The sequence below is a fragment of the Streptomyces sp. NPDC008238 genome (assembly GCF_042956445.1).
In the GTDB taxonomy this organism is placed as follows: domain Bacteria; phylum Actinomycetota; class Actinomycetes; order Streptomycetales; family Streptomycetaceae; genus Actinacidiphila.
Window position 1 is genome coordinate 364381 of the sequence record NZ_JBIBGK010000005.1, and the last position, 14049, is coordinate 378429.

The 14049-nt window shown below is 72.2% G+C and carries 8 protein-coding genes and 2 pseudogenes; 1 reads left to right on the forward strand and 9 read right to left on the reverse strand.

Translation table 11 applies throughout. The features are described 5' to 3' along the window. Positions 1-9: 9 nt before the first annotated feature. The 5 genes from ACFZAU_RS15790 to ACFZAU_RS15810 form a co-directional block, all read right to left on the reverse strand. Entirely contained in the window at positions 10-618 is a 609-nt protein-coding gene (locus ACFZAU_RS15790; protein WP_500552620.1) for a TetR/AcrR family transcriptional regulator, read from the reverse strand. Beyond that, the gene (locus ACFZAU_RS15795; protein ID WP_500552621.1) at positions 618-1502 is read right to left on the reverse strand and encodes a class I SAM-dependent methyltransferase; all 885 of its coding nucleotides are present in this window, start codon (positions 1500-1502) and stop codon (positions 618-620) included. Before ACFZAU_RS15795 ends, ACFZAU_RS15790 begins: the two co-directional genes overlap by 1 nt. A 103-nt stretch (positions 1503-1605) precedes the next feature. Further along, positions 1606-2445, reverse strand: coding sequence for an MBL fold metallo-hydrolase (locus ACFZAU_RS15800; RefSeq protein WP_500552622.1), 840 nt, complete (start codon positions 2443-2445; stop codon positions 1606-1608). A gap of 7 nt (positions 2446-2452) precedes the next feature. Continuing rightward, entirely contained in the window at positions 2453-2968 is a 516-nt protein-coding gene (locus ACFZAU_RS15805) for a DUF302 domain-containing protein (RefSeq protein ID WP_500552623.1), read from the reverse strand. A 94-nt stretch (positions 2969-3062) separates the two neighbouring features. Then, entirely contained in the window at positions 3063-4064 is a 1002-nt protein-coding gene (locus ACFZAU_RS15810; RefSeq protein WP_500552624.1) for a LuxR family transcriptional regulator, read from the reverse strand. A 251-nt stretch (positions 4065-4315) separates the two neighbouring features. Between ACFZAU_RS15810 and ACFZAU_RS15815 the strand changes: the two genes are divergently transcribed. Continuing rightward, positions 4316-8065: a S8 family serine peptidase gene (locus ACFZAU_RS15815; protein WP_500552625.1), complete on the forward strand. Its 3750-nt coding sequence runs from the start codon at positions 4316-4318 to the stop codon at positions 8063-8065. A 109-nt stretch (positions 8066-8174) separates the two neighbouring features. On the opposite strand, the gene ACFZAU_RS15820 is transcribed toward ACFZAU_RS15815, so the two are convergent. The 4 genes and pseudogenes from ACFZAU_RS15820 to ACFZAU_RS15835 all read right to left on the reverse strand — a co-directional run bounded on the left by ACFZAU_RS15820 (position 8175) and on the right by ACFZAU_RS15835 (position 13869). Then, positions 8175-11453, reverse strand: coding sequence for a GH92 family glycosyl hydrolase (locus ACFZAU_RS15820; protein WP_500552626.1), 3279 nt, complete (start codon positions 11451-11453; stop codon positions 8175-8177). Positions 11454-11759: 306 nt separating this feature from the next. Continuing rightward, positions 11760-12259, reverse strand: a pseudogene (locus ACFZAU_RS15825) (DUF4240 domain-containing protein). 384 nt (positions 12260-12643) lie between these two features. Continuing rightward, positions 12644-12694, reverse strand: a pseudogene (locus ACFZAU_RS15830) (hypothetical protein); the annotation flags it as partial. Between the two features lie 662 nt (positions 12695-13356). Then, complete coding sequence (locus ACFZAU_RS15835) at positions 13357-13869, reverse strand: SUKH-4 family immunity protein (protein WP_500552627.1); 513 nt, start codon at positions 13867-13869, stop codon at positions 13357-13359. Positions 13870-14049 lie beyond the last annotated feature (180 nt).

Below are 14049 nucleotides of genomic sequence, written 5' to 3' on the forward strand. Positions count from 1 at the left end.
GCGGTGCCGTCAGCGTGCGAGCGCGCCAACCAGGCGCTCGACCGCCGCGACGTAACCGGTGTTGTCCAGCCCGGGATCCCAGGCGGTCTGCAGCGCCAGCCCCTGATAGATCGCGACGAACACCCTGGCCAGGCCGTCGGCCGGCCACGCGGCGTCCAACTCGCCGCGCTCCTGGGCCGCCCGGACCAGTTCGCCGACGACGGCGCGGGGACGGTCCACTCCCTCCCGCGCCACCGCGTGCACCTGCGGGGCCCGCAGCGCCTCGGCCCAGATCTGGACGCCGAGTTGCACGCGCTTCCGCTCGCCGGGCTCGGCGAGCGAGCGCAGGAGTTCCAGGAAGCCCCGGGCGACGTCACCGAGGGCGTCGGCGGTGTTCCCGGCGGGTTCGTCCAGGTGCAGCCGGCGGGCCTGCTGGTAGTGCCACCGGTCCGCGATGGCCACGACCATGGCGTCCTTGTCGGTGAAGTAGCGGTACACCAGACCCGCGCTGGCACCGGCCTCGGCCGCGATGTCCTGGATGGTGGTGCGGTGGAAGCCGGACCGGGCGAAGCAGCGGGCGGCGGCGTCGAGGATCTGTTCGCGCCGTGCCCGCAGGTGCTCCTCACTGACCTTGGGCATCACTTCACCTCGGCCTGGGCGACGCGGTAGAAGGGCGCGGCCGGTTCGTGCCGCCCCAGGGGCTCCAGGTACCGCGCGGCGGCCTCCCTCGCCGACTCGTCCAGGGTGAGCTCCAGTCCGCGTGCGGCCAGGTACGCCGGGAGTTCGCCGGGCAGGAAGCCGAAGGTGAAGGGCTCCCCGGCGGTGCGCACGGTGTCCGCCCAGGCGGCGACGCCCTCGAAGTCCCCGGTCCCGTCCAGGGCCCGCCGGTCCATGTAGGTGAGGACGATCCGGCTCCCGGGCGCCAGCACGGCGGCGAGCGCCGTGAGCGTGGCGTGCACCGACGCCGCGTCGAGGTAGTTCGTCACGCCCTCCCAGACCACCACCGCGCGCTCGCCGCCCAGCCCCGCTCCGCGCAACGCGTCGCCGAGGTCCTCCCGCATCAGGTCCGCCGCGACGAACCTCACGTCCTCACCCGGCCGGCCCGCGCGGGCGGACCAGGCCCCGGCCAGCGTGCGCTTGACCGCCTGCGTCGCCGGGTGGTCGACCTCCACGACACCGGCGGCGCGCGCCGCCTCCAGCCGGAAGGCCCGGCTGTCGTACCCCGCGCCCAGCAGGACGAGTCGCCGGGCGCCGCCCTCCAGGGCGTCCACGACCAGGTCGTCGATCAGCCGGGTGCGGACCACCGCCGACGCGCGCGGACCCGCGGGCCAGCGCCGGTCGATCCGGCGCTCGAGGAACCGTGCCATCCCCGGGCACCGGGCGATCGTCACGGCCAGGCGGTAGCCGCGGCCGAGGCACGAGGCGGCGTACGGGTCGGTGAACAGGCGCGGCCCCCGGCGCACCGACTCCAGTGCCCGGAAGAGCGCGACGTGCTGCGCGGTGCGGCTGGGTGTGCTCTGCATGGCGCCATCATAATGAATGGACGTCCATTTTTTATCGGGGGCCGGAGCCGGGGCCGGAGCCGGGGCCGCGGCCGCCGCTCCGCTTCCCGCCGCGGGCAGGGCGTCAGGGCAGCAGGGCGAGGGCGCTGTACCAGACCGGGCCCGGGTTGAGGCGGTCCGGGTGGCGCCGGAGCATCCGGTCGTAGAAGGTGCGGGGGCGCGGTTCCTCCGCCAGCAGGCGTTGCGCGTCGAGCAGGTAGTCGCGGGTCTGCTCCAGGATCACGGGGTCGTCCGGCAGGGCCCTGTTCTTGTGGCCGGCCACGACCGCGTGCGGGCCGAGCGCGAGGACGGTGCCAAGCGCGGCGAGCCACTTGTTGATCCCGCCGCCGGCGCTTTCCCGCAGGTATTGGTGGACGCCGTTGTAGGCCACGTCCCCCGCGACCACGAGACCGATCGACGGGACGTGGAGGACCGTCGTGTCGTCGGTGTCGGTGTGACCGGTCTCCACCGGGCGCAGCGCATGCCCTTCCAGCGTGAACCCCTCGTCCGGGACCACCCGGTAGACCACGGGACTGTCGGGGACGAGCCCGGGGAAGTCCACGTCCCACCGGGTCCGCCGGCCCACCGTGGCCTGCTGGTGCATCAGCGCGATGGTGCCCTCGGTCGCGTACGGCACCGCCCCGGGGAAGCGCCGCAGCAGCAGATCGGTGCCGAACCAGTGGTCACCGTGGCCGTGGGTGGCGTACACGTGGGTGAGCCGACGGCCGGAGCGTTCGATCCAGTCGCCGACGGCGCGCACCTGGTCGCGGGTGAACGGCGGGTCGACCAGGACCGCTTCGGCTTCGCCGAGGATCAGCGTCGACGTCAGCGGCGAGGAGTGGATGGCGCCTCCGTCGGGCAGCCGGGGGCCCTTCGCGCGGCGCAACCCGTCGCACACGTGGGTGTCGTACCGGAGATCGGTCATGGCCGCCTCAGCCGAGCCCGGCGGGCACCGGCGCCTCCATCAACGTGAGCAGGCGGGCGACCTTGTGGTCCCGTTCCAGGCCCACCCGGGCGATCTCCTCGCTGCCGTAGCTGCCGAAGTGGGAGCTCGGCCGGTCGATCACGAAGCGCGGGGCGTCGGCGCCCCGGTAGATCTCGGTGCGCAGCGGCGCGTGCATCATGGCGGCGGGGTCGTGGCGAAACATCCGCTCGGCGATGGCGTAGTTGCCCATCAGGTACATCACGAACGGCGTCGGGTCGCCGGCGAGGGTCATCAGCGCCGTCCCGGAGTCCTTCCAGAAGATCATGAATCCGTGGGGCGCGTTGCCCGCCGCCTCGGCGAGGGCGCCCTCCCACGAGCCGCCGGAACGGATGAGGTCCCGGATCCCCTCCGCACGGTAGCGGGGCACCAGGGACTCGTAACGCCGCACGGCCTCCTCGAACGTTCCCAGCAGGGGGACGTCGAACCTGGTGACGCCGTAGTCGACCGCTCGCACCTCGGGCACCTGGACCACCTCGGACGGCGCGGCGCACCGCCGCGCCCTCCTCCCATCGTCCCCCGGCGGCACGCCGGCGCAACTCCGCGCCCGTACGCGGTGCTCACACCCAGTTGCGCCGGGCCGCCGCGACGCCGGCGCCGAAGCGGTTGGTGGTGCCCAGTTCCGCGTAGAGGTCCTGGATCCGCCGGCGCAGGGTCCGGGTCGACATGCCGAACTGCCGGGCGATGGCGTCGTCCTTGACGCCGGCGGCGAACAGGGCGAGCAGGTTCCGTTCCTCGTCGGTGGGTTCGCGCACCCGCTCGCTCGGGGCGGACGGCGGCGCCGCCGGCGGGGGGTGGGAGCCCGGTCCGCTCAGCGAGGCCGCGCCGGCCCAGTAGCGCTCGAAGAGCTCGGTCAGGGCTTCCAGCAGGGGCGGGGCCTCGGTGTAGAGGGTGTCGGTGCCGTCGGGGCCGAGGCTCAGCGACACCATGGCCGCCGAACGGTCCGCCATGGTCAGCTTGACCGGCAGCGAGGACACGACCCTGGCCTCCTCGCCGCGCGACACGAGGCTGTCCAGCTCCTGCCCCCCGCCGTCCTCGTCGAAGCTGGCGGCCGCGTAGACGACCCGTACCCGTACGCCGCGCCGCACGGCGGCCTCGTCGAGCGGCCCGTTCGGGGAGAAGAGGAAGGGGGGCCGGGCCAGTCCGCAGATCTCGTACGTGGCGCTCTGGTGCAACCGGTAGTAGCAGTCCCCGACTTCCTCCGGGCCGCTGATCGTCCGTGTGGCGGGCTGGCCGGCGCTGGACCGCCTGGCCTCGTCGAACAGCGCGCCAAGCGGCCCGGTGGCGTCGCGTACGGCGGCCAGTTGGCGTTCCCGGGACTCCACCAGGGCCCGCAGGGCGTGCCGCGGGTCGACCGTCAGGTACTCCCCCGAGGAACGGCGGCTGAGCAGGCCGGAGTGGTGCAGGCGTTCCAGCAGTTCCAGCGCCGGTGCGGCGCCCAGCCCGGACGCCGCCGTGACGTCGTCGAGCGTCCCGCCACCGCGTGCCAGCAGGTCGCGGTAGACGGCCTCCGCCGCCGCGTCGAGTCCGACCAGCTCAAAGGGCGCGTCGGCGTCCGTCATCGTTCTCCATCTCCGGCCTGTGTGCGGTGGGCGAGCTGACGCTACGTCAGCAACGTGTGACACGTGTTCCGCTACGCGGCGGACGCCCACACCGTGCAGTGTGTCTTGCTTGCCGATCATTGCGCCGCTTTGCGCCGTGTCCACTTGGTGACATGGCACAGAAGTGCCAAAGGGCCGCCTTTACACGGATGCGAACGGATGGCTGACTGCGTTCAACCCCAGCCCATCGAGTCCACGAGGTTCCCTTGCGCATGCCTCCGTCCCGCAGACGCGGGTTGACAGCCGCCGTCGCCGCCCTGGTGGTGCTGACGGCCACGGGTCCGGTCGCGTCGGCCGACCCTTCGGCGACGTCCCCCTCCCCCGCCGCGACCGGTGCCGCTCCCGCCACCGTGCGCACCGTCACCCTGATCACCGGTGACCAGGTCACCGTGACCGGGAACGGCCGCTCCGCGTCCGTCACGTCGGTCACCGACCCGAAGGGCCGGGCCGGTGGAGCCCACGTGATGTCGGTGGGCTCCGACACTTACGTCTACCCCGACGCCGCGGTGCCCTACATCGCCTCGGGAGCCCTGGACGAGGGGCTCTTCAACGTCACCTCGCTGCTCGCGGACGGCTACGACGACGCCCGCAGCGACCGGCTGCCGCTCATCGTCACGTACACCGACGCCGCCGCCCGCTCCCGCAGCGCCAAGACCCCGGACGGCGCGCGCAAGTCCCTGACCCTCAGCAGCATCCAGGGCGCGGCGATCTCCGCCGAACACGGGCGGGCGGCCGACTTCTGGTCCTCCCTGACCGGCGCCACCGCCAAAAGCGCGGCCGGCGAACAGCCCTCCGGACGGCTGGCCGGCGGCATCGCCAAGGTGTGGCTGGACGGCAAGGTCAAGGCGACGCTGTCCGACACGACGGCGCAGATCGGCGCCCCCGAGGTCTGGGACGGCGGGGACACCGGGCAGGGCGTGGACGTCGCCGTCCTGGACACCGGCATCGACGCCGCCCACCCGGACTTCGCCGGCCGCATAGCGGCGACGCAGAGCTTCGTACCCGACCAGGACGTCACCGACCGGCACGGTCACGGCACCCACGTAGCCTCCACCGTCGCCGGGACCGGCGCCGCCTCCGGCGGCACGGAGAAGGGTGTCGCCCCCGGCGCGTCCCTGCACATCGGCAAGGTCCTGGACAACTTCGGCAGCGGTCAGGACTCCTGGATCCTCGCCGGCATGGAATGGGCCGCCCGCGACCAGCACGCCAAGGTCATCAGCATGAGCCTGGGCGGCGACCCCACCGACGGCACCGACCCGCTCAGCGAGGCCGTGAACCGGCTCAGCGAGGAGACCGGGGCGCTGTTCGTCGTCGCGGCGGGCAACTCCGGCCCTGCGCCGTACAGCGTGAGCGCCCCCGGTGCCGCCGACGCCGCGCTGACGGTGGGCGCGGTCCGTGGCCCGGGCAAGGGCGTGAACGAACTCGCGGAGTTCTCCAGCCGCGGCCCCCGCGTGGGCGACAACGCCGTCAAGCCCGAACTGACGGGTCCCGGTGTGGACGTGCTCGCGGCGCGCTCGCAGTACGCGCCCGAGGGCGAGGGCGCCTACCAGACGATGAGCGGCACCTCGATGGCGACGCCGCACGTGGCGGGCGCCGCGGCCCTGCTGGCCGCCAAGCACCCGGACTGGACGGGGCAGCAGCTCAAGGACGCCCTGATCAGCACCACGGCGAGCACCATCGACCGGTTCAGCCCCTTCGAGTCCGGCAGCGGGCGCGTGGACGCCGCCGCCGCCGTGAAGGCCACGCTGCTCGCCTCCGGCGACGCCTACGCGCAGACCCACTACCCGTACACGCCGGGTCAGACGGTCCGCAAGGACGTCACCTACACCAACTCGGGCGCCGAGCCCGTCACCCTGGACCTGGCGCTGCGCCCGGGTCAGCTGCCCGAGGGACTGTTCACCCTCACCGACCCGCGGCTGACCGTTCCCGCGCACGGCACCGCCTCCGTCGGGGTGATCACCCACCTCGACGCCGCCGAGGACAACGGCGCCTACGCCACCCGCCTCGTCGCCACCGGCGCCGACGGCACGACCCTGGCCCGCACCACGGTCGGGGTGAACAAGGAGGGCCGCCGGACCATGCTGACGGTCACCGCGAAGGACCGGCACGGCAAGGCCCTGCCCGGCACCCTCATCCTCAAGGACGTGAAGCGCAACACCGCGCCCAAGGCGTTCGCCGTCGACGCCTCGGGCCGCATCGACCTGCGCCTGCCCCCGAGCACCTACTCGGCGTGGGTGAACAGCGACGTGCCCGGCATCGACGGCACGCACACGCTGGGCTTCGCGATGTTCTCGGCGCCGCAGATCGACCTCGACGCCGACCGCACCGTCCGCTTCGACGCGGCGGACCTCCGCAAGGCGGCCGCCGTCACGCCGCAGGCGACCGCCAACCAGTTCATGCGGGTCGACCAGTACCGCACCAACGGCGACCTGTACCCGTTCCTCGACAGCTACATGCCCGAGTACTGGCGGTACGACAGCCTCTGGGTCACCCCGACCCCCAAGGTGACCGAGGGCTCGTACCACTTCGCGACCCGCTGGCGGCAGATCCAGCCGCCGCTGACGTTCTCCGCGGGCTCGCAGACCTACGACGACGTCACGATCCAGAGCCTGTCCCCCAAGCTGCCCGACGGCACGGGGACGTACCGGGCGGTCTGGGCGGGTGACGGCTCGGCCGCCGACTACCGCAAGCTCCCGGTGCGCGGCCAGGTGGCCGTCGTCCGCCGCAGCGACATCGTGTCCGCCCCGGACCAGGCCGCTGCCGCGGCGAAGGCCGGCGCGCGCCAGCTGCTGATCCTGAACGACGGCTACGGCACCTACGACCCGTGGGCCGACCTGCCCGAAGGCGCCCCGCTGCCGGTGGCCTCGCTCGGCACCGACGACGGCGCGCGGCTGCTGAGCCGGCTCCGGGGGCACGGCACGACGACGCTGAAGGTCGTCTCGCACCCGTACCCGCGCTACGCCTACGACCTGATCCGGCACAGCGACGGCGCGGTCCCGAAGGACCCGTCCTACCGCCCCGGCCCCGGCGAACTGGCCCGCATCGACGAGTCGTTCCGCAACACCACGCAGGGCAGGGCGGTGGCGTACCGCGAGGACGTCTCGCTGGTCTTCAACCGGCCCGCGCTCATCGACCCGACGCAGGTCGCGGCCCAGGGCACCCTCACCTCGTGGGTCACGGCGGGCGACGGCGCCCGCTGGATCTCCTCGGCCGCCATGCCCGACCTCGGCCAGCGCGGCGTCGTGCGCACGTACAAGCCGCGCAGCACCAGCAGCGAGACGTGGTTCGCGCCGGTCCAGCACCCGCGGGCGCTCAACGACGGCATCAGCTGGACGGCCCCCTACCGGGTCGGCGACATCATCAGCACGTCCAGCCTGCCGGCCTGGGGTGACTCCGGCGGTCACGCGGGCGTCACGTGGGCCGACGGCGACACGTCGAAGACCTCGCTCTACCAGGGCGACCAGCTGCTCGGCGAGGACTACAACGAGCGCATCGTCACCGCCGAGGGGATGTCGCCCGACCCGCAGCCCTACCGGATCGTCGTGGAGGGCAAGCGGAACCTGCCGGACCGGCCGTACTCGACCCGCACCCGCACCGAGTGGGGCTTCACCTCGAGCACGACGGACTACTCGGTCCTCACCCCCCTGCCGCTGGTGCAGCTCGACTACGCCGTGGCGACCGACCTGTCCGGCAAGGCCGGCCGCCGGACCTGCCTGACGGTCACCGCCTCGCACCTGAAGGGCGCGGCGGGCGCCGGGACGATCCGCACCGTGACCGTGGAGGTGTCGTACGACGACGGCGCCACCTGGCGCAGGACGACCCTGCGGCAGTCTGGCGGCGGCTGGAAGGCGCAGCTCGACGCGCCGTCGCGGGCCCGCTTCGCGAGCCTGCGGACGACCGCCCGGGACACGAAGGGCAACAGCGTCAGCCAGACCCTGATCCGCGCCTTCGGCGTCAAGTAGCCGGACGGCACGGCGGACGAAGGGCCCTTGTCCCCGGTGACGCACCGGGGGCAAGGGCCCTTCCGCGGGCGCGGAGCCGGCTCCGCGCCCGCGCCCGGGTGGCTCCGCGTCAGTCCACCGCGAGGGTGAAGACGTGGAGGTCCGTGTTCTGCGGGAGCTTCACGCTCGTGATGGCCCTGCCCTCCGGTGCCTCGAAGGGCGTGGTGGCGAAGACGTACGTGGCCACCGGGTCCTTGTCCGCCCCCGCGACGTTGCGGTAGGCGGTCTTGGCGACGACCTCGTTGCCGAAGCGGACGCTGCCGCCACCGCCTCCCACGGTCCAGTCGGTGAAGGACAGGTCGACGGCCTCGGTGCCGCCGTCGGCGTAGGTGACCGTCGCCGTCGTCTGCTGGTCGCCGTTGACAGCGCTGCCGACGAACGACAACCGTGAAGCCGGGGTGGCCAGTTGGATGGTCTGGCCGGTCGCGGAGGCGTTGTCGGGACGGCCCGCGGGCGAATCCGGCCAGGTGAAGGCGAGGCCGCCGGCGACCGTGCCCTGCGTGCCGCCGCTCAGGCCCGCCGCGGCGAGGGCCTGACGGGAGTAGCTCCAGCCACCGCCGTCGTAGTCCGCCTCGTCGTGGTCACCGGAGTCGTCGGAGACGCCCGTGCTGTTGTACGCCGCGATGAGGGAACCCGGAGCGGCCACCGTCAGGGACACCGGCTGCTCGTACGAGGTGTCCCCGTAGCTCACCGCGATCCTGGCGTCGTAGAAGCCCTGCTTGACGTCCCCGGCGGTCGACAGGGTGATCTCCTGGGACCCGTCCGTGAACGTCCCCTCCGCGGGGGACGCCGTGACGCCGTCCGGCACCTCCACGCGGAAGCGCACCGGCGGCGCCTGGCCGCCGCGCAGCGACAGGGCCCGGATGCCGACCTTGCTGCCGCCGCCCGGGGCGATCGTCGCCGCGGTCGGGCCGACGCCCACCTGGTACGGCTGCTCGCCCTCCCGGAAGGAGGGCGGCGCGTCCTCGGCGTCCGCTCCCCAGCCACGGTCGGCGGTGCGCGACAGCGTGTAGTCCAGCCTGCCGCCGTCCTCGACGAAGGAGGCGGGCAGCCACGGCCGGTCACTGGTGCGGCCGTCGACCTTCAGCGACCGGACGTACGGCGCGTCGGCCGCCGCGCCGGTGGCGCGGATGGAGATGTCGTTGCCGGCCGGGCGGTCGATCTCGATGCGTGGGAACAGCGGCGAGGCCAGGACGAGTTCGGCGCGCGAGGGCACCTGCGGGTACATGCCGAGCGCCGAGAAGACGTACCAGGACGACATCGCCCCGAGGTCGTCGTTGCCGGGGATGCCGCCGGGCTTCGTGGACCACAGCGCGCCCATCGCGGCCCGTACCGTCTCCTGCGTCCTGTAGGGCTCGCCGGCGTAGGCGTACAGGTACGGGACGTTGGTCGACGGCTCGTTGTCCATCTCCGACTTGTCGCCGCCGCTGCCGGTGAACGCCCAGCTCCCGTCCGCCTTGTGGAAGAAGGCGTCCAACCGCTCGCGGGCCTCGTCCCGCCCGCCCATCGCGGCGAAGAGGCCGGCCGGGTCGTGCTGCACCATCCAGGTGTACTGGGCGGCCGTGCCCTCGACGAAGCCGTTGCCGGTGGCCGGCGTGAACCCGGTCACCCAGCTTCCGTCGGCGTCGCGGTTGGCGATGTAGCCGCCGCCCGGGTCGGCGGCGAGGTTGAAGTTGTTCTGCCACCACTGGGAGCGCCGGGCGAAGTCGGCGGCGGTGCGCTTGTCCCCGGCGGCCGTGGCGAGCTGGGAGAGGGCGAAGTCGGCGCCCGACATCTCCAGCGTCTCGGCCGCGCCGCCCCAGGCGTTGGAGACGGACGGCATGTAGTGCAGCTTCAGGTACTTGTCCAGCGAGGGGCGCTGGCCCACGGAGAGGATGGGCTTGCCCGCGGGCGACAGGTCCGCCTCCGTCGGCACGGTCGCCGCCTTCGCCAGGGAGTCCAGGGCGCCGCGCAGGTCGAAGTCCGTGCCGCCGAAGGCCCGGATCCCGGCGAGGGCGGCGGGCGACGGGTCGCCGTTCATGACGTGGGTGCCGGCGGCGCCGTGCAGCCAGCGGTCCCAGACGCCGCCGTTCTGCCGGGCGAGTTCGTACAGCGACTGGGCGATGTCGGAGCCGGTGCGCGGGCTCAGCAGGGTGAGCAGCTGGACCTGGGAGCGGTAGACGTCCCAGCCGGAGAAGGTGCCGTACTGGGCCCGGTGACCGCGGGCCACCGTGTGGACCTCGCCGTCGGCGCCCCGGTATCTGCGGTCGCTGTCGTTGATGACGTTGGGGTGCATCATCGCGTGGTACAGCGCGGTGTAGAAGGTGGTGCGCTCGGCGTCGGTGCCGCCGCCGACCTTGATCGCGCCGAGGCGGTCGCGCCAGGCACGGCGGGCCGCGTCCCGCACCGAGTCGAAAGAGCGCCGCGGGGGGTTCTCCGCGGCGAGGTTGGCGTCGGCGCCGGCCTGGCTGACGTACGAGATGCCGACCTTGACGTTCACCGGTCCGCCGCCGGGCGCGAACTCCACCCAGCCGCCCGCGCCCTTGCCCGCGACGGGGTTACCACCGGCCGCGAAGCCGCCGGTGCCGCCCGAGACGCCGGTGGAACCGGGGTTCACCTTGTCGTCCTGCCAGGTGCCGGTCGCGGTGAAGGCGCGGTCGAAGCGGGCGGTGAAGTAGAGGGTGTAGTAGGCGCGCCGGCCCTCGGGGTCGAGGTAGCCGCAGAAGTTCCCCGAGGTGACCGAACCGGAGACGGTACGGGTCTTCGGGTCGATGGTCACGGTCGAGTCCGTGGAACCGACCTCGGAGTTGGCGGTGCGGATCAGGAGGGAGGCGGGCTTGTCCGCGGGGTAGGTGAAGCGGCCGGAGCCCGTGCGGGTGGTGGCCGTCAGGTCCGCGGTGACGCCGGAGGACAGGCCCACCTTGTAGTGGCCGGGCTCGGCGGTCTCGTCGGAGTGCGCGAAGTCGGCCGCGTACACCGCGTCCTTGGTGTCCGCGGCGGGCGAGGTGGTGACCGCGCCGGCGTAGGGGAGGAACGGGATGTCCCCGCTGCCGCCCGCGCAGCCGGTGCCCGACATGTGGGTGAGGCTGAAGCCCCGGATGCGGGTGGCGTCGTAGTGGTAGCCGCCGGGCGCCGTGGTGCGGGTGGCGTCGCCGCGGGTGGTCTCGGGGCTCCAGGACAGCATGCCCTGCGGCATGACGGCGCCGGGGAAGACGTTGCCGCCGTTCGTGGTGCCGATCAGCGGGTCGACGTAGGCGGTGGGGTCCTGTACGAGATCGGGTGGCGGCGCGGCGGGCGCCGCGAGGGCGGGGGTGGCACCGCCGACCGCCAGGACGGCGGCCAGCAGCACGGACGTCGGACGCAAGCGCATGACGCGGCCCTTCTTCTCACGGACGGGCGCGCACCACGGGTCACACAAGCCGCGGGGACAGTAGCGCGCCCCACCGGTGTCCCGGTAGACCGCCTCCGGTGCACGTCAACTCCCTTGACAACGTTGCCCATCCGGGCGGTATAGTCATGCCCGGTTCAAGTTGACAACGTTGTCGCGCACCACGGTTCCGCCACAAGCCCCCCACGCACGCACCGGCACCGCGCTCCCCCGTCCCCCTTTGCCGTCCTCATGGCCCGTCAAGGGGCAACCTGCTCTCGGGCCCGGCATGGCCCCGGGCCGGGCAGGTCAATTCAGGTAGAGAGCGGCCAGGCGCGGCAGTCTGCGCGCCATTTGGGCCCGGTCATCGAAGTCCCACGCAGGGCCCAGCTCCGGGTAGCGGATGGTGAAAGCGTCCGCTGGTAGCTGCTCACCGGTCGCCGCGATATGTACGTTCATGCGATGCTCAGCGTGTCCTCCCCCTCGAGCTCCTGTCCTGAGGCTGCCGAGGCCTGCACGACGGGCAGTTCCGCGAGGGCATCGGGATCGGCGACCACGCGCTCGAAGACATCGCGGCCCTGCGCGATCAGCCGGCCACGGAAGTAGTCGAAGCCGTCGTCGGAGCATCCGCCGTTGATGACGTACGCGGCCGCCCACATGGGGTTCCTGTAGGAGTCGGCCATGAGGTCCCACAGCACCTGCTGAGCGGCGACGATCTCCCCGGCCGGGCGGGTGGCCAGCAGTGCGGTCGTCTTGTGGTCAACCGATTCGCTCGCGTCCGGGTCGGCCGATACGGTGCGGTGATGCAGAAGATCAGTGTCCACAACGGCAACCCGGGCATGCTCTGCCTTTTTGTGGAGCCCTGGGGCACCGATCACTGGATGAAGCCCGGCGAGACGCTCGTGGTCGCGGCCGCAGGGGATCCGACGGTCTGGCCCTTCGAGGTCGTTGTCCATCCTGACGGTGTCAGTGTGAACGTGAACGACCACTACCTGCCCGAGGTGACCGACGAGGCCGGAGCGCCGGCTCCGTGCGGCCATCAGCGCCCCGAGAAAGGGTAACGGTGCGCCTCCGGCCGGGACGTCCCGGCGCGGATCGCCGAACTGGCGGCGTGGATCGCCCGGTCGTGTGCCGAGGTGACCGGGACGGACGTCGACCGGCAGCTTGAGCACGAACGTATCCAGGTCTGTGAGCTGCTTCTCCAGGAACAGCAGGTAAGGGACGGGGACCTGCGCGAGCGGCACTCGTCGGCACGTGGGCGCAGTACCACGCCCGCTTGGCGCCTGCTCGCTCCGCTTCCGTGCCCGTCCGGAGATACTCGAGCAGTGCCGTCATGACCCGACGGCGTCCGAATGCGTAAACCGCCGGCTCGACGAACCAGCGACAGAAGCTGGGGTCCGGGTCGTAGACAGCTGCGGCCATGAGCGGCGCGAAGAGCTCCTCGGGCAGGCCGGCGCTCTCCAGCAGCGGCTTGCGGACCGCATGGGCCAGGTGCCGAGCACGTCGATCTTCCGGGACGTCGGTCCGGGCCCCCAGGTCCAGCAGTCGAGCCACTTCGGCTGCGCAGGACAGGAACGTGCGTGGTCCCGCCGCACGGCGGTCGTCTTCGGCCATGACACGATTCTGGACTGGTCAACGCTTATGTGATGCTGGCGCGTTGGTTGCTGCTGCGTAGTCTGCAGCCTGTCGTGACCTGCTTCTCCCCAAATGAAACGATCACGTCGTGGCTGGTGCGATCACGGCCGTCGGTGCCGTCCTGGACAGAGCCCTTTGCGGGGTTGACCGCGCACTGCTTCGCCAAGCTCGTGGCCGAGGTAGGACACGAGCAAGTTGCAGATCAACGGCGGGCGTCCCTGGAGTTTGCCGCCTCACAACCACCGGCCTGACCCTGGAGGCCTGAGGTGACTCAGTCCCCTTCCCAGTTGGCGTAGTCGCCCATCGCCACGTCCTCGCACATGGTCTCCCACAACCCGTTGTGTGCGAGCGCGGTGTCATCGAGGGTGGCGAGGAGCTGGCGAAGCTCGTCCGCCACCTCCTGGAATCTGTCCTCCTCGCCTTCTTCGTAGAACGGGAAACGGGCGATGATGGCTGCGACGCACTGGTGAAAGGTTCCGAGGTCCCTGTTCACATGCCAGGCGGTCGCGGACTCGATCTTGGAGATGTGCACGACGCGAAGCGAAGCCACATCGATGCCGAGCCGCCCGTACAGGCCGCTGGTCCCAAAGACGACCGCCCCGCTCTCCCCGACCCCGCTCAGCAGCGTCGCCTCGGTCAGGGGTTGGTACTCATAGCCGATGAGCCCGGCTGGGATGCCGATCTGCCGCAGGTCGCCGGCGATCTCGGCGGGCACCTCTGGCGAACAGCCGATCCGGACCACGGCGTACTGGGGCAACGGCAACAGCGGGAAGTCTTCGATCACGCGAACATCATCCCCGCGCCCCGACCGTACCGGGAAGGCGCGAGCCGGGCCTCCGGTCCCCGCTGCGAGTCCCGACATCGCTCATTGAGCCTTTCCCGGTAATGGATCATGACGCTGCGTGATCGTTTAGACGGTTCGGTCGTACTCGAGCTGGAGCAGGATGAGGGCCGCAGCGGCGAT